This is a genomic window from Nonomuraea fastidiosa, assembly GCF_042751225.1.
Classification (GTDB): domain Bacteria; phylum Actinomycetota; class Actinomycetes; order Streptosporangiales; family Streptosporangiaceae; genus Nonomuraea; species Nonomuraea fastidiosa.
Genome location: NZ_CP170570.1, coordinates 2,385,963 through 2,409,680, shown reverse-complemented (window position 1 = coordinate 2,409,680; position 23,718 = coordinate 2,385,963). Strand labels below are relative to the sequence as shown.

Annotated in this window: 22 protein-coding genes and 1 riboswitch; of the genes, 11 read left to right on the top strand and 11 right to left on the bottom strand. The window is 71.0% G+C overall.

Features of this window, described 5'->3' with window-relative positions; all coding sequences use genetic code 11:
- Positions 1 to 110 precede the first annotated feature (110 nt).
- From ACFMQL_RS10875 to ACFMQL_RS10865, 3 genes are all read right to left on the bottom strand, one after another.
- A complete protein-coding gene (locus ACFMQL_RS10875; RefSeq protein WP_364068337.1) occupies positions 111 to 1,286 on the bottom strand; it encodes a S8 family serine peptidase in 1,176 nt (391 codons plus the stop codon).
- A complete protein-coding gene (locus tag ACFMQL_RS10870) occupies positions 1,283 to 1,837 on the bottom strand; it encodes a hypothetical protein (protein ID WP_364068335.1) in 555 nt (184 codons plus the stop codon). Before ACFMQL_RS10870 ends, ACFMQL_RS10875 begins: the two co-directional genes overlap by 4 nt.
- Before the next feature lie 127 nt (positions 1,838 to 1,964).
- Positions 1,965 to 2,777 carry an SAM-dependent chlorinase/fluorinase gene (locus ACFMQL_RS10865; RefSeq protein WP_364068333.1) on the bottom strand — a complete coding sequence of 271 codons (813 nt, stop codon included), beginning with the start codon at positions 2,775 to 2,777 and terminating at the stop codon, positions 1,965 to 1,967.
- 118 nt (positions 2,778 to 2,895) lie between these two features.
- On the opposite strand from ACFMQL_RS10865, the gene ACFMQL_RS10860 reads away from it, so the two are divergent.
- The 3 genes from ACFMQL_RS10860 to ACFMQL_RS10850 all read left to right on the top strand — a co-directional run bounded on the left by ACFMQL_RS10860 (position 2,896) and on the right by ACFMQL_RS10850 (position 4,699).
- Positions 2,896 to 3,195 carry a DUF3263 domain-containing protein gene (locus ACFMQL_RS10860; RefSeq protein WP_364068331.1) on the top strand — a complete coding sequence of 100 codons (300 nt, stop codon included), beginning with the start codon at positions 2,896 to 2,898 and terminating at the stop codon, positions 3,193 to 3,195.
- Positions 3,196 to 3,234: 39 nt separating this feature from the next.
- Entirely contained in the window at positions 3,235 to 4,005 is a 771-nt protein-coding gene (gene otsB / locus ACFMQL_RS10855; protein ID WP_364068329.1) for a trehalose-phosphatase, read from the top strand.
- 91 nt (positions 4,006 to 4,096) lie between these two features.
- Positions 4,097 to 4,699, top strand: a complete 603-nt coding sequence (locus ACFMQL_RS10850) for a hypothetical protein (RefSeq protein WP_378785497.1) — start codon at positions 4,097 to 4,099, stop codon at positions 4,697 to 4,699.
- 14 nt (positions 4,700 to 4,713) lie between these two features.
- On the opposite strand, the gene ACFMQL_RS10845 is transcribed toward ACFMQL_RS10850, so the two are convergent.
- Complete coding sequence (locus ACFMQL_RS10845; protein ID WP_378785495.1) at positions 4,714 to 6,138, bottom strand: trehalose-6-phosphate synthase; 1,425 nt, start codon at positions 6,136 to 6,138, stop codon at positions 4,714 to 4,716.
- A 31-nt stretch (positions 6,139 to 6,169) separates the two neighbouring features.
- Here ACFMQL_RS10845 and ACFMQL_RS10840 point away from each other — a divergent pair, with 31 nt between their 5' ends.
- The 5 genes from ACFMQL_RS10840 to groL all read left to right on the top strand — a co-directional run bounded on the left by ACFMQL_RS10840 (position 6,170) and on the right by groL (position 10,919).
- Entirely contained in the window at positions 6,170 to 6,724 is a 555-nt protein-coding gene (locus ACFMQL_RS10840; RefSeq protein ID WP_364068323.1) for an RNA polymerase sigma factor, read from the top strand.
- 79 nt (positions 6,725 to 6,803) lie between these two features.
- A riboswitch (SAM riboswitch) is annotated at positions 6,804 to 6,947 on the top strand.
- A 13-nt stretch (positions 6,948 to 6,960) separates the two neighbouring features.
- Positions 6,961 to 8,193, top strand: a complete 1,233-nt coding sequence (thrC, locus tag ACFMQL_RS10835; RefSeq protein WP_364068321.1) for a threonine synthase — start codon at positions 6,961 to 6,963, stop codon at positions 8,191 to 8,193.
- 25 nt (positions 8,194 to 8,218) lie between these two features.
- On the top strand, positions 8,219 to 8,494 hold the full coding sequence (locus ACFMQL_RS10830) for a MoaD/ThiS family protein (RefSeq protein WP_364068319.1): 276 nt from the start codon (positions 8,219 to 8,221) through the stop codon (positions 8,492 to 8,494).
- A 242-nt stretch (positions 8,495 to 8,736) separates the two neighbouring features.
- Positions 8,737 to 8,937, top strand: coding sequence for a cold-shock protein (locus tag ACFMQL_RS10825; RefSeq protein WP_043633553.1), 201 nt, complete (start codon positions 8,737 to 8,739; stop codon positions 8,935 to 8,937).
- 350 nt (positions 8,938 to 9,287) lie between these two features.
- A complete protein-coding gene (gene groL, locus ACFMQL_RS10820) occupies positions 9,288 to 10,919 on the top strand; it encodes a chaperonin GroEL (protein ID WP_364068317.1) in 1,632 nt (543 codons plus the stop codon).
- A gap of 314 nt (positions 10,920 to 11,233) precedes the next feature.
- On the opposite strand, the gene ACFMQL_RS10815 is transcribed toward groL, so the two are convergent.
- Both ACFMQL_RS10815 and ACFMQL_RS10810 read right to left on the bottom strand, forming a co-directional pair.
- The gene (locus tag ACFMQL_RS10815) at positions 11,234 to 11,764 is read right to left on the bottom strand and encodes a YbhB/YbcL family Raf kinase inhibitor-like protein (protein WP_364068315.1); all 531 of its coding nucleotides are present in this window, start codon (positions 11,762 to 11,764) and stop codon (positions 11,234 to 11,236) included.
- A gap of 67 nt (positions 11,765 to 11,831) precedes the next feature.
- Complete coding sequence (locus ACFMQL_RS10810) at positions 11,832 to 13,922, bottom strand: HelD family protein (protein WP_378785492.1); 2,091 nt, start codon at positions 13,920 to 13,922, stop codon at positions 11,832 to 11,834.
- A 149-nt stretch (positions 13,923 to 14,071) separates the two neighbouring features.
- Between ACFMQL_RS10810 and ACFMQL_RS10805 the strand changes: the two genes are divergently transcribed.
- Positions 14,072 to 14,374 (top strand): hypothetical protein, encoded by a 303-nt coding sequence (locus ACFMQL_RS10805; RefSeq protein WP_364068311.1) that lies wholly within the window; start codon positions 14,072 to 14,074, stop codon positions 14,372 to 14,374.
- 221 nt (positions 14,375 to 14,595) lie between these two features.
- Here ACFMQL_RS10805 and ACFMQL_RS10800 read toward each other — a convergent pair whose 3' ends face one another.
- The 3 genes from ACFMQL_RS10800 to ACFMQL_RS10790 all read right to left on the bottom strand — a co-directional run bounded on the left by ACFMQL_RS10800 (position 14,596) and on the right by ACFMQL_RS10790 (position 17,448).
- Positions 14,596 to 16,242 (bottom strand): DNA repair helicase XPB, encoded by a 1,647-nt coding sequence (locus ACFMQL_RS10800; RefSeq protein ID WP_364068309.1) that lies wholly within the window; start codon positions 16,240 to 16,242, stop codon positions 14,596 to 14,598.
- Positions 16,243 to 16,380: 138 nt separating this feature from the next.
- Positions 16,381 to 16,737, bottom strand: coding sequence for a DUF4190 domain-containing protein (locus tag ACFMQL_RS10795; RefSeq protein ID WP_364068307.1), 357 nt, complete (start codon positions 16,735 to 16,737; stop codon positions 16,381 to 16,383).
- A gap of 27 nt (positions 16,738 to 16,764) precedes the next feature.
- Positions 16,765 to 17,448, bottom strand: a complete 684-nt coding sequence (locus ACFMQL_RS10790; RefSeq protein ID WP_364068305.1) for an AMP-binding protein — start codon at positions 17,446 to 17,448, stop codon at positions 16,765 to 16,767.
- A gap of 350 nt (positions 17,449 to 17,798) precedes the next feature.
- Here ACFMQL_RS10790 and ACFMQL_RS10785 point away from each other — a divergent pair, with 350 nt between their 5' ends.
- Positions 17,799 to 19,154, top strand: coding sequence for a hypothetical protein (locus ACFMQL_RS10785; RefSeq protein WP_364068303.1), 1,356 nt, complete (start codon positions 17,799 to 17,801; stop codon positions 19,152 to 19,154).
- Between the two features lie 10 nt (positions 19,155 to 19,164).
- On the opposite strand, the gene ACFMQL_RS10780 is transcribed toward ACFMQL_RS10785, so the two are convergent.
- On the bottom strand, positions 19,165 to 21,504 hold the full coding sequence (locus tag ACFMQL_RS10780; protein ID WP_378785488.1) for a helicase-associated domain-containing protein: 2,340 nt from the start codon (positions 21,502 to 21,504) through the stop codon (positions 19,165 to 19,167).
- Positions 21,505 to 21,549: 45 nt separating this feature from the next.
- Here ACFMQL_RS10780 and ACFMQL_RS10775 point away from each other — a divergent pair, with 45 nt between their 5' ends.
- Positions 21,550 to 22,554 (top strand): hypothetical protein, encoded by a 1,005-nt coding sequence (locus ACFMQL_RS10775; RefSeq protein WP_378785487.1) that lies wholly within the window; start codon positions 21,550 to 21,552, stop codon positions 22,552 to 22,554.
- A 3-nt stretch (positions 22,555 to 22,557) separates the two neighbouring features.
- On the opposite strand, the gene ACFMQL_RS10770 is transcribed toward ACFMQL_RS10775, so the two are convergent.
- Positions 22,558 to 23,175: a helix-turn-helix domain-containing protein gene (locus ACFMQL_RS10770; protein WP_364068297.1), complete on the bottom strand. Its 618-nt coding sequence runs from the start codon at positions 23,173 to 23,175 to the stop codon at positions 22,558 to 22,560.
- Positions 23,176 to 23,718: the final 543 nt, after the last annotated feature.

Below are 23,718 nucleotides of genomic sequence, written 5' to 3'. Positions count from 1 at the left end.
GGTCTTCGCGTTCTCAGGCCGTGGCGATCAGCGCCGAGCCGTGGCCGAACAGGCCCTGGTTCGCGGCCAGGCCGGCAGCGCGGGTTGGGGCAGGAGCCGCGCCGGGCTTGCTAGGTCGAATCCCCGCGCCGCGACTGGGACCGCAGCACCACCCACCCCGACATCGCGATCGCCAGCACCACCATCCCCGCGACCACCGCCGTCCTGGAGGCGGGGCCGGAGCCGAAGTACGGCCCGGGACGCGGCGGCGCGGCGGTGGGGGCGGCCAGCCTGGCGGCCGCGCGCAGCGCGAGCGCCGCGTTCGCCACCCCGTGACCGTAGGCGGGGCTGTAGCCGTCCTGGCCCGGTCGCCGCCTGGTGCCCATCTCGATGGCCATCCGCACGTGGTACGGCGACAGGTGCGGATGCGCCGACTTGATGAGCGCGGCGATGCCCGCCACCATGGCGGCGGCCGAGCTGGTGCCGTCGCTCACCACGTACGAGCCGTCGCCGTCGGCCGTGACGATGTCCGTGCCCGGCGCGACCACCGACACGTAGTCCTGCCTGTTGGAGAAGCGGGCCACCCTGCCGCGCCGGTCCACCGCGCCCACGGCGATCACCCCGGGGTAGGCGGCGGGGAAGTTCTTCCTGTTCTCCGTGGCGCCGTCGTTGCCCGACGACGCCACGAGCACCGCGCCCTTGGCGATGGCGTACTGGACGGCCTCCTCCTCGGCGGCCGAGCCCTCCCACGCGCCGCTGCCGCCGCCGAGGGACATGCTGATCACGCCGGCGCCGTGGTCGGCGGCGTACCTGATGCCTCTGGCCAGCGCGTCGCGCCAGCTCGGGCGGCTGCGGGCGCGGCGCGGGTCGCCGTTCTCCAGCGTGACCCTGATCGACAGCACCCGGGCGGCGGGCGCGATGCCGAGCACCCCGCCCTTGTGACCCTCGCCGTGCCCGCGGCCGGCGATCAGCCCGGCCATCGCTGTGCCGTGCGGCCCCCAGCGCCGCCCGTTCCCCGATCCGCCGGGTGCGGTCAGGTCGGGGCCCTGGACGACGGCGCCTTTCAGGTCGGGGTGGTCGGCGTTGACACCGGTGTCGAGCACCGCCACCGTGACGCCCTCGCCCTTGGTGGTCCGCCACGCCTCGGACAGGCGCAGCGCGCCGAGCTGCCACTGCCCGGCCCTCGCGGCCGCGGCCACCTCGTCGGCGCCGTCTCCCGCGCCGTCTCCCATGCCGCCGGCGAACGCCGCGGGAGCGCTCCCGGCGAGGAGCGCGGCCGACACCAGGCATGCGACGATCGGTTTCATCGCGTCAGCGCCTGGTGCAGTGCGGTCGCGACCTGGCGGGCGGCGCCGCGCAGGCGGGAGGGGACGGGCGCGCCCGGCCGGTACGCCCGCCCGTCGGCGTACCCGGCCGCCGTCGCCACCACGTAACGCTCGCCCGAGCCGAGCACCACGCCGGTGACGTACTGCCGGTCGCCGAAGCGCGCGGCGGGACCGCCGGAGAACGCCGCCGGCCGCACGGTCGCGGGCCGCCCCGAGCGGTGGACGGGCGTCCCGGGGCCGTCGAGCACGCCGATGCCGGCGGTGACGACGAAGGTCTGCGTGCTGTCGGCGTACGTGGCGCGCAGGGCGACGCGGCAGCCCGGCCGCACGGCGCCGGGCTGGAAGGCGGACGCGCAGGCGGTCTCGGGCGCGACCCCGGCCAGCACGTACGTGACCCGCGCCCCCGACGGGCTGTGCCCAGGCACCAGCGGCGGGAAGATGCGGGCCACCGGCCAGGAGCGCCAGCGTTCGGAGACGGGGGTGACGGGAGCGGGCCAGGCCGCGGACAGCAGCAAGATCAGTACAACGGACAACTGGAACACGTCGACCTCGGCAGGAGGGGAGGGACCTCCGGTCAGCTCGCATTCTGACACGCGTGTGCGCCGACGTAAGGACGCTTCCGTAAACAGTCCGATACGTGGAGTAGTTCCGAACTGTCTTCTATTTCCTATAAGTAGGTGAAAGTCGGACGTGCGCGCCGGGCGGGAGTCCCAGCCGCTGGGCCGCGTCGCCGCAGTTGACCGCGATCGCGATCAGCCCCGCCGAGTCCGTGAAGGCCACCAGCTCGCCCGGCGGCACCGCCGCGTACGTCTCCCGATACGGCAGCGAGAACCGCCGCCGCCCCAGCCAGACCCCCAGCGTGTCGCCCACCCGCACGCCCAGCGCCTGCAGATCGCCCGCGCCGATGGACAACTGCGTGTTGCCGAAGCGGTCCACCGAGACCACCTCGCCCTCCACCGAGCCGTCGCGCAGCACCGTGGTCGGCTCGGGCAGCGTGACCAGCCCGGACACCGGTACCTGCGGCCCTACCTCGGCTAGGGCCAGCCCGCCGTACAGGTGCGCGGCCACCGGCGCGAACACGTCGCGTCCAGGGAACGTCGGGGATGCGGGGCGCAGGAAGCAGTCGTCGTTGCTGATCTCGTACGCCGCCCGCGCGCCGCCGCCGGCGTGCACCGCCCACGACAGCAGCCCGTTGTCGGGCCCGATGAACACCCGGCCGCCCGCCTCGATGGCCACCGCGCGCCGGGAGCCACCCGCTCCGGGATCGACCGCGCCGATGTGGATACCCTCGGGAAGGTACGGAATCGTCTGCGCCAGGACCGCCGCGCCGCGCCGCACGTCGCCCGCGGGGATCAGGTGGCAGACGTCGATCACCCTGGCCTCCGGGGCCAGCCGGGCGATCACTCCATGACAGGCCGCCACATACCCATCCTCTAACCCGTAGTCGGTGAGGAGCGTGATGACAGAGGTCACATTTCGTGACTGTACGTCTCCCAATCCATCGTGAACAGCCGCACTTCGCACATTACGATGGCGAACGGGCCGCGTGCGGGCGGCGAGATCGTCACCCGCCCCTTTCGAGGAGGACACCATGGGAGCACCGCTCAGCGGTGACAATGCTGCCCAGGAACCGTCCCGACGACCACTTACCCAACGCGATCTCGATCTCCTCGCCTTCGAGCGCCAGTGGTGGCGCTACGCGGGCGCTAAGGAGCAGGCCATCAAGGAGACGTTCGGCTTCTCCGCCACGCGCTACTACCAGCTTCTCGGCGAGTTGATCGACCGGCCTGAGGCGCTCGAACAGGACCCCATGCTGGTCAAGCGGTTGCGCAGATTACGCTCTGCGCGCAGGCGTGATCGTGCGGCCAGGAGGCTCGGCATGCGTCCCTGACCCTCTGGGTACGGCAGCCGCGTGAAGAACATCCCTGCAATGGAAGCGATCGTGAACGATCCGGCGGGCGCCGTGATCGGGCTCGACTTCGACGGCACCCTGTCGCCGATCGTGCCCGACCCGGCCCAGGCCGTGATCCATCCGAAGGCGCCCGGCGTGCTCGCCGAGCTGGGCGCCCGCGTCCGTGCGGTGGCCATCGTGACCGGCAGGCCCGCGGCCACCGCACTGGAGCTCGGTCCCGGCCTGGCCGACGTGCCCGGCCTGGTGGTGCTCGGCCACTACGGCTTCGAGCGCTGGGAGGACGGCCGCATCTCCGCGCCACCGCCGCCGCCCGGCGTGCCGCGCGCGAAGGCCGAGCTGCCGCTGCTGCTGGAGTCGCTCGGCGTGCGCGGCGTCAGCATCGAGGACAAAAGGCGCGCCGTGGCCGTGCACACCCGGCGCAGCCCCGACCCCGAGGGCACGCTGGAGGCGCTGCGCGAGCCGCTGGCCAAGCTGGCCGGCGAGCACGGCCTGGTGGTCGAGCCCGGCCGCATGGTGCTGGAGCTGCGGCCGCCCGGCATGGACAAGGGGCAGGCGCTCAGTCTGTTCCTGGCCGAGCGTTCGGCGAGGTCGGTCATGTTCGTGGGCGACGACCTCGGCGATCTCGCGGCGTTCGAGGCCGTGCGCGCGTCCGGGCTGCCCGGCGTGACCGTGTGCAGCGGCTCGGCCGAGGTGACCGCGCTCGCCGAGCGTGCCGACATCGTGGTGGACGGTCCCGACGGCGTGGTGGCGCTGCTCGAAGAGCTGGTCTCGGCGATCGGCGGCACGTGAGCCGCGCTTGCGGGCCGTCCCGCGGTTTTCGCCCTCGGTCGGGACAGGCGGTTTTCAGCCGTCAGTAAGCCGGACTCCGTACAGTGCTCGCATGATCACGTCTCGTTTCGCCGCCGCGGGAGTGGCGGCGGCCGCTCTCGTCTCGCCGTCCCCGGCGGCGGCGCTGTTGACGGCGCTGCCCGCCGAAGCCGCGTCCACCCGCACGCTCGAGCTCAGAGGCGGGCTCACGCTCCGGCTTCCGGCCGAGTGGAGGGTGTACGAGGTCCGCTCCGACTGGACCCGCGTGGTCACCGGCAGGTGCGCCAAGCCGAAGGGGAGCTACTTCACTCCGGGATGCGACGGGTTCTGGATCCTCGGCCCCAAGGCGATCAAGGTGGGGCACGAGAGCTTCAACCCCTACACCGGCAAGACGCCCTTCTACCCCGCGACCGACGTGCAGCTCTGCCCGGCCGACCGCAAGTGGGGCCTGTCCTTCGCCTCGGCGAAGCCGAGGGTGGAGGGGCTGCGCCAGGTCGGCCCGGGGCACAAGGCGGCCTACCGCGAGTGGGCGGTCGTCTGCCGCTCCACCACGGGCAAGGTCAAATCCCGCCTCACCCAGCGCGAGTGGTACCTGCCCCAGACCCGGATCCTGGTCGTGGACCAGTGGAACACGCCGGGCCTTTCCGGCGTGCTGGCGCGCGCCCGGTGGCGCTGAGCACGGCGATGATCTCAGGCCAGGGCTTCGAGCTGGGCGGCGAGCCACTTCTGCGGCGGCAGTGCGGTCGCGGCCGCGCGCAGCCTGTCGCGGCGCATGCGCCGCTCGTCCTCCGGCATCATCAGCGCCTGGTGCAGGGCGGCGGCGGTCCCGCTGATGTCGTACGGGTTCACCATGAGCGCGTGCGGGCCCAGCTCGGCCGCCGCCCCCGCCTCCCGCGACAGCACGAGCGCGCAGCGCGGCGACAGCACGGGGCCCTCCTTGGCCACCAGGTTCATGCCGTCGCGGATGGGGTTGACCAGCAGCACGTCGGCCAGCCGGTAGGCCGCCAGCGAGCGCGGGTAGTCGTCGTCGACGTTGAGTATCAGCGGGTCCCAGTCCTCGGTGGCGTACTCGTCCTCGATCTCCTGGGCGCAGCGCTGCACCGAGGCGGTGTACTCGCGGTATTCGGGCAGGTCGTGCCTGCTGGGGTAGGCGAAGGCGAGGTGCACCACGCGGCCGTGCCACTCGGGGTGTGCGGCGAGGAACGCGCGGTAGGCGATGAGCCCGCGCACGATGTTCTTCGACAGCTCGGTGCGGTCGATGCGGACGATCAGCTTGCGCTCGCCGACCTGCTCCCTGAGCGCGGCCATGTGCGACTCGACGTCGGGCTCGCTGGCCCGCTCCCACAGCGCCGCGCCGTCCACGCCCAGGCTGTGGACGCCGATGCGGGTGGTCCTGCCCGCGTGGGTGACGCTGCGGCCGACCCGGTCGGCCTCGGCGCCGAGCAGCCGCTCGCAGCAGTCCATGAACGCCTGCGCCCACCGGTCGGTGAGGAACCCGGCGTGGTCGGCGCCGAGGATGCCTTCGAGCACCTCTCTGGCGACGTCGTCGGGCAGCAGGGAGAAGTACTCGGGCGGTGCCCAGGGGGTGTGGCTGAAATGGGCGATGCGCAGGTCCGGCCGTTCGGCCCTGAGCATGGCCGGCGTCAGCGTAAGGTGGTAGTCCTGCACCATCACGCGCGCGCCGTGCCCGGCCTCTTCGGCGAGCGCCAGCGCGAAGGCGCCGTTGTAGTCGCGGTAGGACTCCCACTCGCGCTCGAAACGGGTGCCGAAATTGGGCGAGTTGGGGATGTCGTAGAGCAGATGGTTGACGAACCACAGGGTCGAGTTGGCCACCGCGTTGTAGGCGCGGTGGAAGGTGGCGGGCGCGATGTCCAGCATGCGCATCGGGCCCGTGTCGTAGCCGGCGTGGTCGATGCGGCCGCCGCCGGCCAGGCGTACGGCGCTGCGGTCGCCGTCGGACAGCGCGGCGCAGACCCACAGCACGCCGTCGCCCTTGGCCACGCCCGACAGCCCGGAGACGAGACCGCCTCCGCCGCGCTTCATGGTGAGTTCGCCGTCGTCGGAGACGGTGAAGGAGACCGGCCCCCTGTTGGAGGCCAACAGCACGCTGTTCATCCAGGCTCCTTTCGATCATAGGATCCCAGCTATGGCGCTTGATGAGCTAACCGAGGAACTCGCTCGCTCAGCCGCCGCCGGAGACCATCGCGCACTCGGTGAGCTCCTGGCGCGGATAGAGCCCGATGTGATGCGGCATTGCGCCCGAATCCTGCCTTATCACCAGGACGCGGAGGAGGCCTCGCAAGATACGTTGCTGGCCGTCGCGCGCAATATCAGCCGTTTCGAGGGGCGGGCCAGGTTCAGTACGTGGCTGCACATCGTGACGGCCAACTGCGCCCGCACGACGTACCGGTCGCTCAAGCGTCGGGCGGCCGAGCAGAGCTCGGACGAGCTGCCCGTGCAGAAGCCCGACGTGCGGCGGGTCAGCGTGATCGCGGGCTCGCGGCTCGACCTGCTCGACGCCATGGAGGCGCTGGAGGCCGACAAGCCCGATCTCGCGCAGGCGCTGGTGCTGCGCGACATCGTCCAGCTCGATTACAACGAGGTGGCCGAGCAGCTCGGCATCCCGCTGGGCACCGCGAAGTCCCGCATCCACCAGGCCCGCAAATACGTGCAGAGCGTGCTGGGAGAGGACTACCGATGAGACCACCCGTCTCACATCTTGAGACGGGTGGTAATTTCGTCCACTTCAGCGGGTAGAGTCCAATTCAACAACTTCATACAGCTCATCCAGAGGGGTGGAGGGACCGGCCCTGTGAAGCCCCGGCAACCCTCCCGGCTTTCGAGACTCGCGACCTGGCGAGGCCGACCGGGACAAGGTGCCAATTCCGGTTCGCGGTCAAGGTGGCCGCGGGCGAAGATGAGGGAAGGCCTCGCTTCATGTCGCTTGACTTTGGTCCTGCCGTCGGTCTGTCCTGCCGCGAGTGCGGCGCTCGTTACCCGCTGGGTCCCAGCTTCGCCTGTCTGGAGTGTTTCGGGCCGCTTGAGGCGGCCTACGACTTCGGCGAAGTGACCCGCGAACAGATCGAATCGGGTCCCGCCAACATCTGGCGTTACCGGGCGCTGCTTCCGGTGCCGGCCGACGTGACCGAAAAGCCGAATATGAACCCCGGCTGGACGAAATTGGTCAAGGCCGGAAACCTCGGTCGAACGCTCGGAATCAAGTCCCTTTACGTGAAGGACGACTCGGGCAACCCCACCCACTCGTTCAAAGACCGGGTCGTCGCCATGGCCGTGGAAGCGGCCAGGAACTTCGGATTCCACACCCTTTCCTGCTCCTCCACCGGCAACCTCGCGGGCGCGGTCACCGCCGCCGCGGCGCGCGCCGGGCTGGAGGCGTGCGTGTTCATCCCGGCCAACCTGGAGCAGGCGAAAATCGCCATGGCGCGGGTCTTCGGCGGCAAGCTCATCGGCATCGAGGGCACGTACGACGACGTCAACCGGTTCTGCTCGGAGCTCATCGGCGACCCGCTCGGCGACAAGTGGGGCTTCGTCAACGTCAACCTGCGGCCCTACTACGCGGAGGGCTCCAAGACGCTCGCGTACGAGATCGCCGAGCAGCTCGGCTGGCGGCTGCCCGAGCAGATCATCATCCCCATCGCCTCCGGCTCCCAGCTCACGAAGATCGACAAGGGCTTCCAGGAGCTCATCAAGCTGGGGCTCGTCGAGGACACGCCGTACAAGATCTTCGGCGCGCAGGCGGCCGGGTGCTCGCCGGTGTCCACCGCGTTCAAGGCGGGCCACGACGTCGTGCGGCCGGTCAAGCCCGACACCATCGCCAAGTCGCTGGCCATCGGCAACCCGGCCGACGGGCCGTACGTGCTGGACATCGCCCGGCGCACCGGCGGGGCCGTCGAGGACGTCACCGACGAGGAGATCGTGGCCGCCATCAAGCTGCTGGCCTCGACGGAGGGCGTCTTCGCCGAGACCGCGGGCGGCGTCACGGTGGGCGTGCTGAAGAAGCTCACCGAGAACGGCGTGCTCGACCCCGAGGCCCTGACCGTGGTGCTCAACACCGGTGACGGGCTCAAGACGCTCGACGCGATCAGCGACGACGCCGTACCCACGGCCGTGATCCGGCCCTCCCTCGACGCGTTCCGCGCGACTGTCTGATCAATCAGGAAAGGCGACTTTAACCATGAGCGTTTCTGTGCGGATTCCCACCATTCTGCGCACATACACCGGGGGCAACGCCGAGGTCAGTGGCGAGGGCGCGACTCTTCGTGACGTGCTCACCAAGCTCGACGCGGACTACCCGGGCATCGGCGCCAGAATTCTGGATGAATCGGGCAAGATTCGTCGTTTTGTCAACGTTTACGTGGGAGAAGAGGACGTCCGATTCGCCCAGGGGCTCGACACTCCGGCCCCCGACGGCGTTCAGATCTCCATCATCCCGGCCGTCGCCGGCGGCTGAGTGTCGAGGATCACATCCTGAAGGCGCCCCTAGTGGGCGCCTTCTCCTTTTCCAGGCCCAATTCAACGTTGAACGACCTTCGGATGGGTGAAATAGGCTGTTTGCAGATTGACTCTGTTGCCAAACCCCTTGCCACAGGTATGGTCGAGGCGATCGTCCGGCTGATTTTCCGTTAAGTCGGGCGATTACAGGTCTCGCGGAGGAATGGGCGAGATCTGGTAGACCAGTAAGAGGAGTCGGAAGTGGCGCAGGGCACCGTCAAGTGGTTCAACGCGGACAAGGGCTACGGCTTCATCGCGGTAGACGGTGGTAAGGATGTATTCGTCCATTACTCAGCGATCCTGATGGACGGGTACCGATCTCTCGAGCAGGGACAGCGCGTCGAGTTCGAGATCACGCAGGGCCAGAAGGGACCGCAGGCGGAGTCCGTCCGCACTGTCTGATCCACGACCTGGTACGCACCGGGTGGGTTCGCACGGCAGCGCAGTCCGTGCGAGCCCTCATCACTCTTTCGTCGACTCGCGTACGGTGGGCCGCCCGGCGGCTCGCCGTACCGGCGCATATGAGCGCAGACCAGCAAAAGGCCGTTGACCTGGGAGAAAGCAGGGAGAGCAGGGGCGTTCGCTTGCACTCGGCAGGGTAGAGTGCTAAACAGTTCGTTGGCACTCTGTGCAGTAGAGTGCCAACACCGGATCGGGACGATGGGGTCTGCCGAAGGAGATGCTGACCCATGCCGTCGCGGGCGTCGGCTCGGTCCACGACAAGCCACCCTGCAACTGGGAGGTCTAGCCTTATGGCAGCCAAGATGATCGCGTTTGACGAGGACGCCCGGCGCGGTCTCGAGCGCGGTATGAACCAGCTCGCCGACGCCGTGAAGGTGACCCTGGGCCCGAAGGGCCGCAACGTCGTGCTGGAGAAGAAGTGGGGCGCCCCCACGATCACCAACGACGGTGTGTCCATCGCCAAGGAGATCGAGCTCGAGGACCCCTGGGAGAAGATCGGCGCCGAGCTGGTCAAGGAGGTCGCCAAGAAGACCGACGACGTGGCCGGTGACGGCACCACCACGGCCACCGTGCTCGCCCAGGCGCTGGTGCGCGAGGGTCTGCGTAACGTCGCCGCCGGGGCCAACCCGATGGCCCTGAAGAAGGGCATCGAGGCCGCCGTCGAGCGCGTCAGCGAGGAGCTCTCCAAGCTGGCCAAGGACGTGGAGACCAAGGAGCAGATCGCTTCGACCGCCTCCATCTCCGCCGCCGACCCCGAGATCGGCTCGCTCATCGCCGAGGCGATGGACAAGGTCGGCAAGGAAGGCGTCATCACCGTCGAGGAGAGCAACACCTTCGGCCTGGAGCTCGAGCTCACCGAGGGTATGCGCTTCGACAAGGGCATGACCTCGATGTACTTCGTGACCGACTCCGACCGCATGGAGGCCGTTCTCGAAGACCCCTACATCCTGATCGTCAACAGCAAGGTCTCCGCCAACAAGGACCTGCTGCCGCTGCTCGACAAGGTCGTCCAGTCGGGCAAGCCGCTGCTGATCATCGCCGAGGACATCGAGGGCGAGGCCCTGGCCACCCTGGTCGTCAACAAGATCCGCGGCCTGTTCCGCTCCGTCGCCGTCAAGGCTCCGGGCTTCGGTGACCGCCGCAAGGCGATGCTCAACGACATCGCGATCCTGACCGGCGGCCAGGTCATCGCCGAGGAGGTCGGTCTCAAGCTCGAGAACGCCACCCTCGACCTGCTCGGCCGCGCCCGCAAGGTCGTCGTGACCAAGGACGAGACCACGATCGTCGACGGCGCCGGTGACGCCGAGCAGATCGCCGGCCGGGTCAACGAGATCCGCGCCGAGATCGAGCGCACCGACTCCGACTACGACCGCGAGAAGCTCCAGGAGCGTCTGGCCAAGCTGGCCGGCGGTGTCGCCGTCATCAAGGCCGGTGCCGCCACCGAGGTCGAGCTCAAGGAGCGCAAGCACCGCATCGAGGACGCCGTCCGCAACGCGAAGGCGGCCGTCGAGGAGGGCATCGTCCCCGGCGGTGGCGTGGCGCTGCTGCAGGCCGGCGCCAAGGCCTTCGACAAGCTGGAGCTCAACGGCGACGAGGCCACCGGTGCCGCCATCGTCAAGAAGGCGCTGGAGGAGCCGCTCAAGCAGATCGCGGTCAACGCCGGCCTCGAGGGCGGCGTCGTGGTCGAGCGCGTCCGCAACCTCACCCCGGGTGAGGGCCTCAACGCCGCGACCGGCGAGTACGTCAACATGTTCGAGTCCGGCATCATCGACCCGGCCAAGGTGACGCGCTCCGCGCTGCAGAACGCCGCCTCCATCGCGGCGCTGTTCCTGACCACCGAGGCCGTCATCGCCGAGAAGCCGGAGAAGGCTCCGGCTGCTGCCGGCGCGGGCATGCCCGGCGGCGGCGACATGGACTTCTAAGTCTTCATCCGTCGCACAGACGAAGAGCGGTCCGGGATTCTCCGGGCCGCTCTTTCTTGTCGACCGGCCGGTACGTTCCGTATGGGATCCGCTACCTCTGGCGAGGAAGGGGGAGTGGCCGCGACTTCCCCTGGCACGAACACGAAGGAGTGGCGGATGTTCGCTTGCGGCAAGCGCACGCCGCTCGACGTCTCGCGGACGGTCGCTCGCTGCGGCGCGTGCCGGAACGCGTTCGCCGGAAAAGGGGGCGTGAAAAAGGGCCTGCCGGGAAAGGACCGGCAGGCCCGTCGGAAAAGGTCACTCGGATGGGCTGATCAGACGCCGAAGTGGGCGACGATGAAGCCGCGGGCCAGCAGATTGGCGTTGATGTTGAAGCCGACCACGGCGGGGCTGGCGTCGCTGTCCACACCCAGCTTCTCGACGCTCAGCGCGTGCACGGTGAACACGTAGCGGTGCGGGTCACCGGGCGGCGGGGCGGCGCCGCCGTACGCCTTGGTGCCGTAGTCGGTGCGGGCGTGCACGGCGCCCTCGGGCAGGCCCTTGAAGTCGGGGGCCGTGCCGGCGCCCGTGGGCAGCTCGGTCACCGAGGCGGGCAGGTCGAACAGCACCCAGTGCCAGAAGCCGCTGCCGGTGGGCGCGTCGGGGTCGAAGCAGGTGACGGCGTAGCCGCGGGTGCCGTCGGGAGCACCGGACCAGCGCAGGTGCGGCGACAGGTTGCCGCCCGTCATGCCCCAGTCGTTGAAGACGTGGAGGTCGGGCAGGCGTTCGCCGTCCTGGATGTCGTCGCTCTCGACCACGAGCGCGGGGACCGATGGCAGGAATTCATGGGGAAGCGGTGCGGGCACGGCATCCTCCTTGGGTGAGAGCTAGGTGCTTGCCCAGCCATCCTAGAAGCGGCCGTGCCCGCGCAGCTCACACCTGAAGCTCGGCGGGCAGCGGCTTGTCGTGCAGGACGGTCAGCGAGGTGACCGCACGGGTCAGCACGACGTACAGCCGGGCCAGGCCCCTGGGCTCGGCGGCCACGATGTCGGCCGGCTCGACGACGATGACGTGGTCGTACTCGAGACCCTTGGCCAGCGTGGCGGGCACGACGAGCAGGCGGTGCTCCTCGGTGGAGTCGGGGTCGAGCACGGCGTGCGGCAGGGCGGACAGCGCCTGCGAGACGGTCTCCACCAGGGCGTCGGGGGCGATGACGGCGATCGAGCCCTCCTTGGCGAGCGCCTGCTCCGCCGCCTCGGCGACCGAGCCGCCGGGCAGCACGGTGAGCGAGCCGACGCCGGGGCGCAGCGAGCGCGGTGCGGCCAGGCCGGGGGCGATGGACGGCAGCAGCCGGGCCGCGTAGTCGAGCACCTCGCGCGGCACGCGGAAGCCGAGCGTCAGCTCCGTCACCTCGCCGTCGCGCTGGCCGAGGTGTTCGAGCACGGTCTCCCACGAGGTGGCAGACCACGGGGTGGTGCCCTGGGCGAGGTCGCCGAGCACGGTGGCCGAGCCGTTGCGGCAGCGCCGGCCGAGCGCCCTGAGCTGCATCTCGGACAGGTCCTGGGCCTCGTCCACGACCAGGTGGCCGAGGGAGGGCGTGCGTTCCATGAGGTCGTTCAGCTCGTCGAGGAGCGCCGCGTCCGCCGCCGACCACTTCGCCGACTTCCAGCTCCGGTACGGCTTGCGCCAGATGAGCAGCTCCTGCTCCTCGGCCGTCAGGTCGGACTTGGCGGCCTTGGCGAGGAAGCCGGGGTCTGACAGCAGGCGGTAGAGCACCTGGTCGGCCGTCAGCTTGGGCCAGACGGCGTCCACGAGCTGCTTGACCGGCTTCGACCTGGCCACCGCGTCCTGGACGCGGTCGTCGGGCGACTCGCCGCGCTGCTCCATGCGGACGAGCACCATGTGGGCGAGGCGCTGGGCGAGCGCCGCGCGGCCCGGGTTGTAGCGGGTGGTGCCGCGCAGGGAGGCGACGATCTCGCGTACCTCGTAGTCGGCCACCCGGTAGCGGTAGGCGCCCTTGGTGTAGACGAGGCCGTCTTCCGGCTTGGTGATGTGCAGCCAGAGCGCGCGCTCCAGGACGGCGGCCATCCTGGCGTCGCCCTTCACGGCGGCGACCTCGGGAGCCTCGGGCGCGGCGTGCTCGCCGAGCAGCCCGGCCACCGTGGTCTGGTCGACCTTGACCTCGCCGAGCGCGGGCAGCACGGAGGAGATGTACGACAGGAAGGCCCGGTTGGGGCCGACGATCATGACGCCCGACCTGGCCAGCCGCTCGCGGTGGGTGAACAGCAGGTAGGCGGCGCGGTGCAGGCCGACGGCGGTCTTCCCGGTGCCGGGCGCGCCCTGGACACAGACGGTCTTGGCGAGCGTGGAGCGGACGATCTCGTCCTGGTCGGGCTGGATGGTGGCGACGATGTCGCGCATCGGGCCCGTACGGGGGCGCTCGATCTCCTCGGTGAGGATCTTCGACGGGCCGATCTCGCCGCCCTCGGCCAGCGGCTCGTCCTCGTACGCGGTGAGCGTCCCGCCCTGGTAGCCGAAGCGGCGCCGCAGGATGACGCCCATCGGGTCGGCCGGGCTGGCCTGGTAGAACGGGCGGGACACCGGCGCCCGCCAGTCGATCACCAGGGGCTTGCTGTGGGCGTCGTGGACGTGGCGGCGCCCGACGTAGATGGTGCCGGGCAGCTCGTCGCCCTCGGCGCGGTCGAGCCGGCCGAAGAACAGCGGGGTGTCGGGGTGGTCGGCCAGCGCGGCCACCCGCTGGTCGAGCAGGGATTGCAGGATCTGCTGGGAGACCCAGTCGCCGGCGGCGTCGGCCGACAGGGACTCGGCATGCTCACGCATGGCCTTGAGCGCGGCTCTGGACTCCGCCAGGTGCCGTTGCTCGGCCGCGAGTACGTCGGATGGGTCGTCGGCGTCGATGCCGCTCCCTGGGCCGCTCCCTGGGCCGCTCCCTGGGCCGGTCCCTGGGCCGGTCTCCGGGCCGGTCGCTGGGCGTATGTCAGGGGCCATCTGGTGTCCGGGCATGCGGAAGTGCCTCCCTGGAGTACGTGAACGGAGGTGGTCAAGGCAGCGAATCCGCCAGTTTAGTGCCGAGTCCGGCGGCCCTCCAAAGCATTTACTCGCGGGCGACCGGGTACGCATAGGAGGTGCTCCGGCTCCGTGTCTCACCGATCGTGCCCACGATCGCGAGCTTCCTGCTCGCGGCGCTGTGGGCCGCTTCGGTGTTCGCCGGTTGGGGGCTTCAGGCGTTTTGCGCCGGCGATGAGAGCCCATCGACGTGCGCGCAGCGGCTTGATACCGTCTCCACGGTGTCCGCGCTGTTCGCCGCGCTGGCAGCCTGCTGCACGGCGGCCGCCTGGCTGTTCCCGTGGTCCAGGGCCGATTCGCGCACGTTCGCGCGCCTCATGGGCGCGGGGGTGCTGGCCTGGATCGTGGCCGAGGGCGTGTTGTTCCTCGGGGGACTGCTGGCGCGCTGAGCCGGGCGGAAAGGTGCGACAGCCGTCATCCTGGAAATACCGAAAAATTCGGGCATTTCAGGTGCGATTGTCGGATCATGGGGGTATGTCGCAGGCGGCGTGATAGTACGCAGGTGAGGGGGGTGGTTCGAATGTCGTCGGCCCGCGGAGTCTCGTGGACGTGACACCACGGTGAATGCTCGGCCGCTCGGGTGAGAGCGGCCGGGCATCGCGACCGATCCTCACACCCCGCCGAGCACGTCGTCGGCGTCGATGATCTGGTACGCGTATCCCTGCTCGGCCAGGAACCGCTGCCGGTGCGCCGCGAACTCCTGATCGACGGTGTCCCTGCTGACCACTGTGTAGAACCGGGCGCCACCGCCGTCGGCCTTGGGCCGCAGCACCCGCCCGAGCCGCTGCGCCTCCTCCTGGCGGGAGCCGAACGTCCCCGACACCTGGATCGCGACGGCCGCCTCGGGCAGGTCGATGGAGAAGTTGGCCACCTTCGACACCACCAGCACCTGGATCTCCTTGTCGCGGAACGCCTGATAGAGGCGCTCGCGCTCCTTGACCCTGGTGTCGCCCTTGATCACCGGCGCGTTGAGGTGCTCGCCCAGCTCGTCGAGCTGATCGATGTACTGCCCGATGACCAGCACCTGCTCGCCCAGGTGCCGCCGCACCAGCGCCTCGGTGACGCGCGTCTTCGACGGCGTGGTGGCGCAGAAGCGGTAGCGCTCCTCGGCCTCGGCCATCGCGTACGCCAGCCGCTCGTCGTCGGTCAGCGTCACCCGCACCTCGACGCAGTCGGCGGGGGCGATCCAGCCCTGGTTCTCCATCTCCTTCCAGGGCGCGTCGTAGCGCTTGGGGCCGATCAGCGAGAACACGTCGCCCTCGCGGCCGTCCTCGCGCACCAGCGTCGCGGTCAGGCCGATGCGCCTGCGCGCCTGGAGGTCGGCGGTCATCCGGAAGATCGGCGCGGGCAGCAGGTGCACCTCGTCGTAGACGATCAGGCCCCAGTCGCGGGCGTCGAACAGCTCCAGATGGCTGTAGACGCCTTTGCGCCTGGTGGTCATCACCTGGTACGTGGCGATGGTGACCGGGCGGATCTCCTTCTTGTTGCCGGAGTATTCGCCGATCTCGTCCTCGGTCAGGGACGTGCGCTTGAGCAGCTCGGTCTTCCACTGGTGGGCCGAGACCGTGTTGGTGACGAGGATGAGCGTGGTGGCCTGGGCGTGGGCCATGGCCGCCGCGCCGACGATCGTCTTACCCGCGCCGCAGGGCAGCACGATCACGCCGGAGCCGCCGTTCCAGAACGCGTCGGCCGCCTCGCGCTGGTAGGGGCGCAGCGCCCAGCCGTCCTCGCGCAGCTTGATCGGGTGGGCCTCGCCGTCGACGTAACCGGCCAGGTCCTCGGCCGGCCAGCCCAGCTTGAGCAGCGCCTGCTTGACGTTGCCGCGGTCGCTCGGGTGCACGATGACCGAGTCGTCGCCTACGCGCTCGCCCAGCATCGGCTGGATCTTCTTCGAGCGCAGCACCTCTTCGAGCACGGCCTTGTCGGTGGAGGTGAGGATCAGGCCGTGTACGGGGTGCTTCTCCAGGCGCAGCCGCCCGTAGCGGGCCATCGTCTCGGCGATGTCCACGAGCAGCGCGTGGGGCACCGGGTAGCGGCTGTAGGTGATGAGCGCGTCGATGACCTGCTCGGCGTCGTGGCCCGCGGCTCGGGCGTTCCACAGCGCCAGCGGCGTGACGCGGTAGGTGTGGACGTGTTCTGGAGCGCGCTCGAGCTCGGCGAACGGCGCGATCGCCTTACGGCAGGCGTCGGCCTGCTCGTGGTCGACCTCGAGCAGCAGCGTCTTGTCCGACTGGACGATCAGCGGTCCATCGCTCACTGGCTTGTCTCCGTGGGGTTGCGGACGGGGCTCTGACGCATCGGGACCATCGTCTCGTGATCCCGGCTCCCCCGCTCCGTGTCTCCAACAACGGACACGCCAGGATTAGTCCTGGACGGCGCCAGTGCGGGTCCGGCCTCAGTCGTCCAGGTGGCCGTTGGCGCCCAGGAACACGAACGTGCCGAGCGTGAAGACGAGGCCCGCGCCGAAGAGCACCCAGCTCCAGACGAGCATCGTGCGGGCGGTCTGCGGGCGGGTGGTGGCCCTGCCGAGCGCGAGACCGGCCAGGATCGCGCCCGGGATGCCGAAGATGTTGCAGCAGGACACGACCGAGAAGCAGTTGAGCACGAGCGCGACGATGGCGTTGGCCGTGGGGCCGCTGCTGGGGGCGGGCGGAGGAGAGCCGTAGCCATGACCGTATTGGGGCGGCGGCTGCTCGCCGTACGGCGCCCCGTAAGGGATGTACGGGTAGCCCGACGAGTCTTCCTGGCTCATCTTCACCTCCAGACGGATCAACAGATATCACGGAATCGGCACGTGGCTGACCGGTATGTAGAAGAGCGAAACCCTCGCAGGCCCGGCGCCGCGCCCGGTTGAGCGCAGTGTCTCTGGCGGGGCTTGGGGGAGCAGTCTCTCCCGGCGTGGTCGGTGTGGCGCCTGGTCGGGCGTGGTGTCTCTGGCGGGGCTTGGGGGAGCAGTCTCTCCCGGCGTGATCGGTGCGGCGCCCGGTTGAGCGCGGCGTCTCTGGCGGGGCTTGGCAGGAGCCCACCCCGGTGTCAGGGCGGTCGGCCGGTGGCAGGCCGGCGCTAGCCACCCGGCGGCCCGGCGGGTCGAACGGGGTGACCGCGCTGGTCTCGGTGTGGCCGTAGCCCTCCAGGATCTGCACGCCGGGCGTCCTGCGCCCGAATCGCGCAAGGCGTCATTGCCCAGCTCGTCCGGCGGCACCAGGGACACCGCCGGCGCCACCGCCGCGCCCGCCGCCCACAGCGCCTGGTAGACGATCGGCGCCTCGGGGGAGTCGGCCATCATCACCACGACCCGGTCGCCGGGCCCGATGCCCGCCTCCGTGGAGCCGCCGCACATCCGGCGGGCGCGTTCGGTGAGCGCGTGACCGCGATGCCACACGCCTTCGTCGAACACCGAGTCGTAGCCGTCGAAACGCTGCCGGGACTCCTCGGCCGGGCGACCCAGCGCGTGCTCGGTCACATTCACAACCTGACGGGAGCGGGGACAGGGAGTCAAGAGCCGGGGACTTGACTCGTCATTGTGGACATGTGTGTCGTAGCCCGTAAATAGAGATAAATCTCGCTATATTGGCTTTGGAGGTTGCATACGATCTTCGATCGTGTATTGGTTGATATCTACGGGCCGTGAGGCTCGAAGAGGGCAATGCCAGGCATGATCCACATGTCTGAACCGTTGTGAAGGGCGGCGGATTTCCGCAGGTCAGGCGCGGGATGATGACGCTCCGTCACCTCTTGTGCGAAAACAAAGAAACCCCTTGACGCGTGGGTCTTCTTTCCGGAGAAAACTTCCGCCCTATTACGAGGTGCTTCGTGACAGATACGCCTGATCCGGGCGAGATAGACCTCGACCACTTAACGCTCACAGGCAGCATCAAAGCGGTCAACGACCACCTGCGCGCCACCGCCGGTCCCGCCACCGGAGACCTGACCAGGCGGGAGGCCGACGCGCGGCTCAGGTCGTACCTGGAGCCGGGGTGCTTCCCCGAGGCGGTGCGGCGGCTCGCCGCGCGCCACCTGCTCGTTCTCGTCGGCGAGGAGGACAGCGGGCGGCGGCTCGGAGCCATCGCGCTGCTGTCGCGCATGTCGCTGGCCGAGAGCACGATCACCGTGCTGTCCCCGGCCGCCGGCGTGGCGGAGCTGCTGACGGGCATCGAGTACGAGCCGGGCCGGGCGTACCTGCTGCACGACTGGATCGCCGCCTCCGCGGGCCGCACCGACCTGGTCGATCTGGCGCGCAAGCTGGCCGAGCTGGGGTCGTACCTGGTCGTCACCAGGAGCGGCGCGCTGTCGGCCGCCGCCGAGGTCGAGCTCGCGTGGGCCGCGCCCGACCCCGGCGAGCTGTACGACCTGTGCCTGAGCAGCCTCGACCGGCGCGCCGGCGTCGCGGCGGACGAGCTGGCCCGCGGCAGGGAGCTGGCGCTACGGCTGCCCACCCCCGCCGAGGTCGTCCGCCTGGCGGCCCGGCTCGCCCGCGGCGAGCCGCCCGCCGACGAGGTCGCCACCTGGTTCGACACCAAGCCGCCCATGGGCGAGGTGCTGGCCGTGGCCGCGCTGGCGTTCACGCACCGGCTCGCCGAGCGCGCCTTCGACGAGCAGCTCGCCCGGCTCGAACGCCTCTGCCGCGACACCGCGGCAGGACCGCTCACCCGGTCGATCGGCGGCCCCCTCGTCGATGTCGCGGACGGGCGCGTGACCTTCCGCGCCGCGCACCAGCGCGGGCAGGTGCTCGCCGAGCTGGCCGGGCGGTACGGGTTCTGGCTGTGGCAGCCGCTGCGCGCCTGGGTGCGCTCGCTGCCCTCGCAAGGGGCGGCCGTCCAGGTGCGCGCCGCCGCCGGGCTCGCGCTGCTCGCGCGGCACTCGGTCAAGGAGGTACGCCAGGAGTTCCTGGAGGTGTGGGCGCTGGGGAGCGCGGCGGAGCGGGTGGCGGCGGCCAACGTGTTGTCGTACATGTGCGCCGACGACACCCTCGCCCCCGAGGCGCTGCGGATCGCGCTGGAGTGGTCGGACGACCCCCGCGACCGGCGCGCCGAGGTGGCGGCGGTGGCGCTCGGCGGCGGCACCGCCGTCCGCTACCCGGCCGACTGCCTGCGCCGCCTGCGGGACTTGGAGTCGGCGGGCGGCCCGGTAGGCGCGGTGGCCGCCCAGTCACTGGCCCTGCTGCCCTGACCGGTGGCGCTCACAGGCCGGAGACGCCGGTGATGCGGTGGAGGGCGAAGCGGTGCACGGCGGCGCGCGTCTCGTCGTACGCCGTGAGATAACCGCCCTCCATCCTGGCCGGCTCCAGGATGCGCGAGGTCGCGTTGCCCTGCGAGTCGAGGTAGCCGATCCACACGCGCACGCCCTGCTTGATGGCCTCCTGCAGGGCCGAGATGGTGGCCGTGGCGGGCCCGCGCGGGATGCCGCCGGGGGCGTCCACGGGCTCGCGCCGCGACAGGTGCGCCGCGTCGCCGGCCCGTAGCGCGCGTACGGCCGCCGCCGCCACCTCGGGATCGAGGCCGTTCGGCGCCGACACCGCGCGGACCGGGGCGACGCCCTCGGTGCGGCGGCTCTCCAGCTGCGAAATGATCACGTCGCCGTCGAGCGACTCGGCGACCGGCGCGTACCCCATGGCACGCAGCGAGTCGACCAGCGCCGCCCTGGACGAACGCGAGGCGATCACGGTCGGGGCCAGCCGCCGCAGCCGCAGCGCGGCAGAGCGCCGGTCGGCGGTGATCTGGTCGAGCAGGGCGGGGTCGTCGCACCTGATGTACGCGCTCGCCGTGCCCACCCGGATCCGGCCGTGCCGCCTGGCGACGTCGGTCACCAGGTACGACAGCGCCTGCGGCACCGGCGTCGCCGAGTGACGGGCCAGCATCGACACCAGCTCCTCGGCCCCATGCCCGGCGTCGAGCGCCCGCCTGATCGACTCTTCGCTGAAGCGGTAGACGGTGGCGCCGCCCTTCGACTCGACGTCGGCGGTCAGCGTCATCCACCGGTTGAGCTCGCTGGTGAGCGGCCCCGGTGCGACGGCGGTGAGGTCGGCCTGGAGCAGCACGTGATCGACGGGCTCGGGCAGCAGCGGCGCGAGCGCGGCGGCCGCGTCTCCGCCCTCGGCGAGCAGCCGCCCGTGCACGGACAGCGCGCCCAGCCCCGTCACGCCCATCTGCTCGGCCTCCCGCAGCGTGAACTCGGTGAGCTGCTCGCGCAGCGGCCCCCGGCGGCGCGGCTGCTCCCACGCCAGGCGTTCGAGCACCGAGTCGCGGTCGGGCGCGAGGCCGGGCTCCGCCGCGAGCACGCCCAGCGTGGCCGCCCGCACCCCGGGCGCGGACGAGCGCCGCAGGTCGGTGTGCAGGGCGTTCAGCGGTCTGTCACGATCGTCGCGGTCGCCGACCAGGCCCGGCACGCGGTCCATGTGCAGCCACGTGGACGCCAGCGTCACCCACCGGTCGGCGGTGGGCCTGACCCGCCACAGGTCGTAGCCGGAGGTCGGCAGCCACTCGCCGTCCACGCCGCCGCCCGCCGCGATCAGACCGGCCGCGTGCGCGACCTCCACCACCAGCGCCGCCACCCACTCGGGCACGTCGAGCTCGGCGGCGGTCCGCTTCAGATCGCGGACGCCCAGCCCACCGGTACGCAGCACGCCCGGCGGATCGACGCTCCACCGCTCGCACAGCTCCTCAACCGACCTGACGAACGAGAACGCCTGCCCCGCCGCCGTACGGTCGGCCAGCTTCTGATCGCGCGCCTTCCCCCGCAGCGGCGGCGGCACGGCGAGCAGGCCCCGGTGCACCCGGCCGCCGCGCAGATACAGCGCGACCTCGCGGGGCAGCGTCACGCTCTCCTCGCCGGTCGCCGCGAGCAGGCCGCGCGCCAGCAGCTCCTCGATGGGGGAGCGGGCCGAGGCGATGCGCACCTCGCGCCTGGCGTTCGGTACGCGGCCGGTCGGCGGGCCCCAGGCGAGCTGGTCGAGCGCGGCCCTGGCCTCGGGGGAGACGTCGGCGATCAAGTCGGCGGGGTCGGCGAGCGCCGCCGCGAGGCGTTCCTTGCCCGAGCCCGTGGTGCCGGGCGCGATGTCGTCGGCCATCTCCGCGAGCTGCTCGGGTGCGTGGTGGCGGAACGCGTCGGCCGCGCACGGGCCGAGCCCCGCCGGGTCGTCGAGCACCTTGCGGACGCCGGGGCCGAGGCGCAGGGCGTCGTCGCAGCCGTACACGAGGGCCAGCTCGCGCAACTTGTCGAGCGCGCAGGTCAGCGCCGGCTCGGGATCACGTGCTTCATCATCATCGGAGAGGGCGGCGGCGATCAGGTCGCGCAGGGCGTCCTTCGGCAGCGGCTCCTCGCGTACGGCCAGCGTCTCCACCACCGCCAGCGTGAACCGGTCGAGCCGGTCGAGCACCCTGGCGATGGCCGACGGACTCGCCGCGCGGGAGGCGAGACCTTCCAGATGCGCGGGCACCGGAGTGATCAGCTCGGGACGCGCGGAGACGAGCGCCCGTAGCTGTTCGTCGGTGCGCCCCCTGATCCACTCCGTGAACTCCATCGTTGCCATGGTATGTCCCACCTCATTGAGGCAGCATTGCTAGGCGTGAGAGAGCGCGCTGACCAGCTCGTGCTGAACTACGTCTCCAAGGCCGCCGACGCCGCCCACGGCGTGCTGCGCGCCGACCAGCGGCTCGACTTCACGCGGCGGCTGCGGGCCAGGATCGAGGCGGAGGTCGGCGGCAGCGCGGACGCGCGGCACGTGGAGCGGGTGCTGGCCAGGTACGGCGATCCGGTGGCGCTGGTCGAGCGGGAGGTCCGCAGGCTGGCCGAGGCGGGCGAGCCCACCGGCGGGCCCACCGCCAGGCCCGCTGCCAGGGCCACCGCCAGGCCCGCTGTGACGGCCCGCGCCATGGCAGGGACGGCCGGTGCCGAGGCCGGGGCCTCGGGAGGCGCTTCGGTCCCGCTCGCCGCACCCGTATCCGAGCCTGCCGCTCAGAACGGCGGGGCGGCGGCGGGCGGTGACACGGCGATCCTCCCCGTCGCCGCGAACGGCACGCGCCGGCTGCCGCCCCTCGTGGACGACCGGGACGCGCCGCCGGGCGTACGCGTGTACCGCAGGCTCGCCCACGAGCAGCTCGCCAGGGAGGAGCGGGGCTACGGGCTGCCGTTCGCGGGCCTGCGCAGGGTGGCCATGTCGCGCGCCAACCCGCTGGCCACCGGCGGCAGGGACGCCAGGACCATCGTCAAGGAGTACCCGCGCGACGCGGCTGCCCTGGTGATCCTCGTGCTGGCCGCGCTGCTGGTGCCGTTCCACCTGGCGCCGCTGGCGATCTTCCAGGTGCCGGTGGTGGTGTGGGCGCTCGGCGCGGCGCTGGTGCTGTTCAGCGAGAACTGGAACGTACGCGACAAACTGCTCGGCATCGGCGCGCCCATGCTGGGCTACTCCGTCGGCGGGGTGCTCGTCGGCGGCCTGCGGGTCGGTCTTGAGGCCGGGTGGCAGCCGTTCGTCACGCAGTTCTTCGACGTCAGCGGCACGATGTTCATGATCGGTACGGGGCTGGGCGTCGTCTGGCTGGGCTACCGGCTGCTCGCGCTCGAGGACCGCTGAACGTCAGCTGACCGGGGCGGGGCTGGGCAGCAGGCCGAGCGCCAGGCGTACCCAGGCGGCGACGAACTGGTCCTTCTCCGCGTGGCCCGGCACGTCGCCGATCGTCTCCTGGAACAGCCGGTAGTGCACCACCGAGCCGCCCAGCACGGCCGCGATGCCGGTCCAGTCGAGGTCGGCGTCGCGGTATTCGGGCTGCTCCTTGAACCAGCTCACGATGGCGTCGAACATCGGCTGCAGCAGGCCCTCGCGGACGACCGCGACCAGCTCGGGGAACTGGCTCAGGTCGCGGAAGAAGACCCGGGTCAGCTCCGACTCCTCGCGCACCTTGGCCAGGCCGGCGCGGCACACGTGCGCCAGGCGCTCCTCCAGGGCGACCGAGGTCTCCATGGCGCTCAGCTCCGCCAGGCTCTCCGCCACCTGGATCCTGGTACGCGCGGCGTGCTCGTTGATGGCCGCGGCGAGGACCTCGTACTTGGACTTGAAGTGCCGGTAGAGCCCGCCGGCGCCCGGAGACAGCCCCGATGCCGCCTCGATCTCGGCCACGGACGTGGCTGAGTAGCCCCGTTCCGCGAACAGTCGCAGGGCCTCGTCGACGATCCGCTCGCGGGTCGATCTGCTCATGTCTGTGCTGATACCTCCGTAAGGAGCGTAGTCGCTACCGCGAGGTACGCCGGATGAGGCCCGCCACGGCGGAGCCGATGATCAACCAGACGATCGCCGCGAGGCCGTACCGCGTAGAGCAGCACGGACAGCGCCGCGACCCGGGCGGCCAGGCTCACCAGCCCGGCCAGCACGCCCGTCACGCGCCGCCACGGCGTCGCGCCCCTGCCGCCGGGACGGGCGGGGCGGTGCGGACGGGGCGCGGAGCCACGCTCGGTGCGCGATGCGGCCGGGCCGCTCTTCGCGTGCGGCCCTGCGGAGTCGCTTTCGGCGCGCGATACCACCCGCTCCACGGGACCGCCGGTGGCGTGCGGCGCGGCCGGGCCGCTCTTCGCGTGCGGCGCTGCGGAAGAGCTCGCGGTGCGGGACGCGGCGGTGGAGGCGACGAGCCGGTCTCCGGCGTGCGGCGGGTGGGGGGTCGGTCACGGCCGCTCCTCTCCGATAAGTAATTCCTTTCTTCCCATTCCCATGCTCCCAGAACAAGGCCCGTTACGGGTGGTAGGG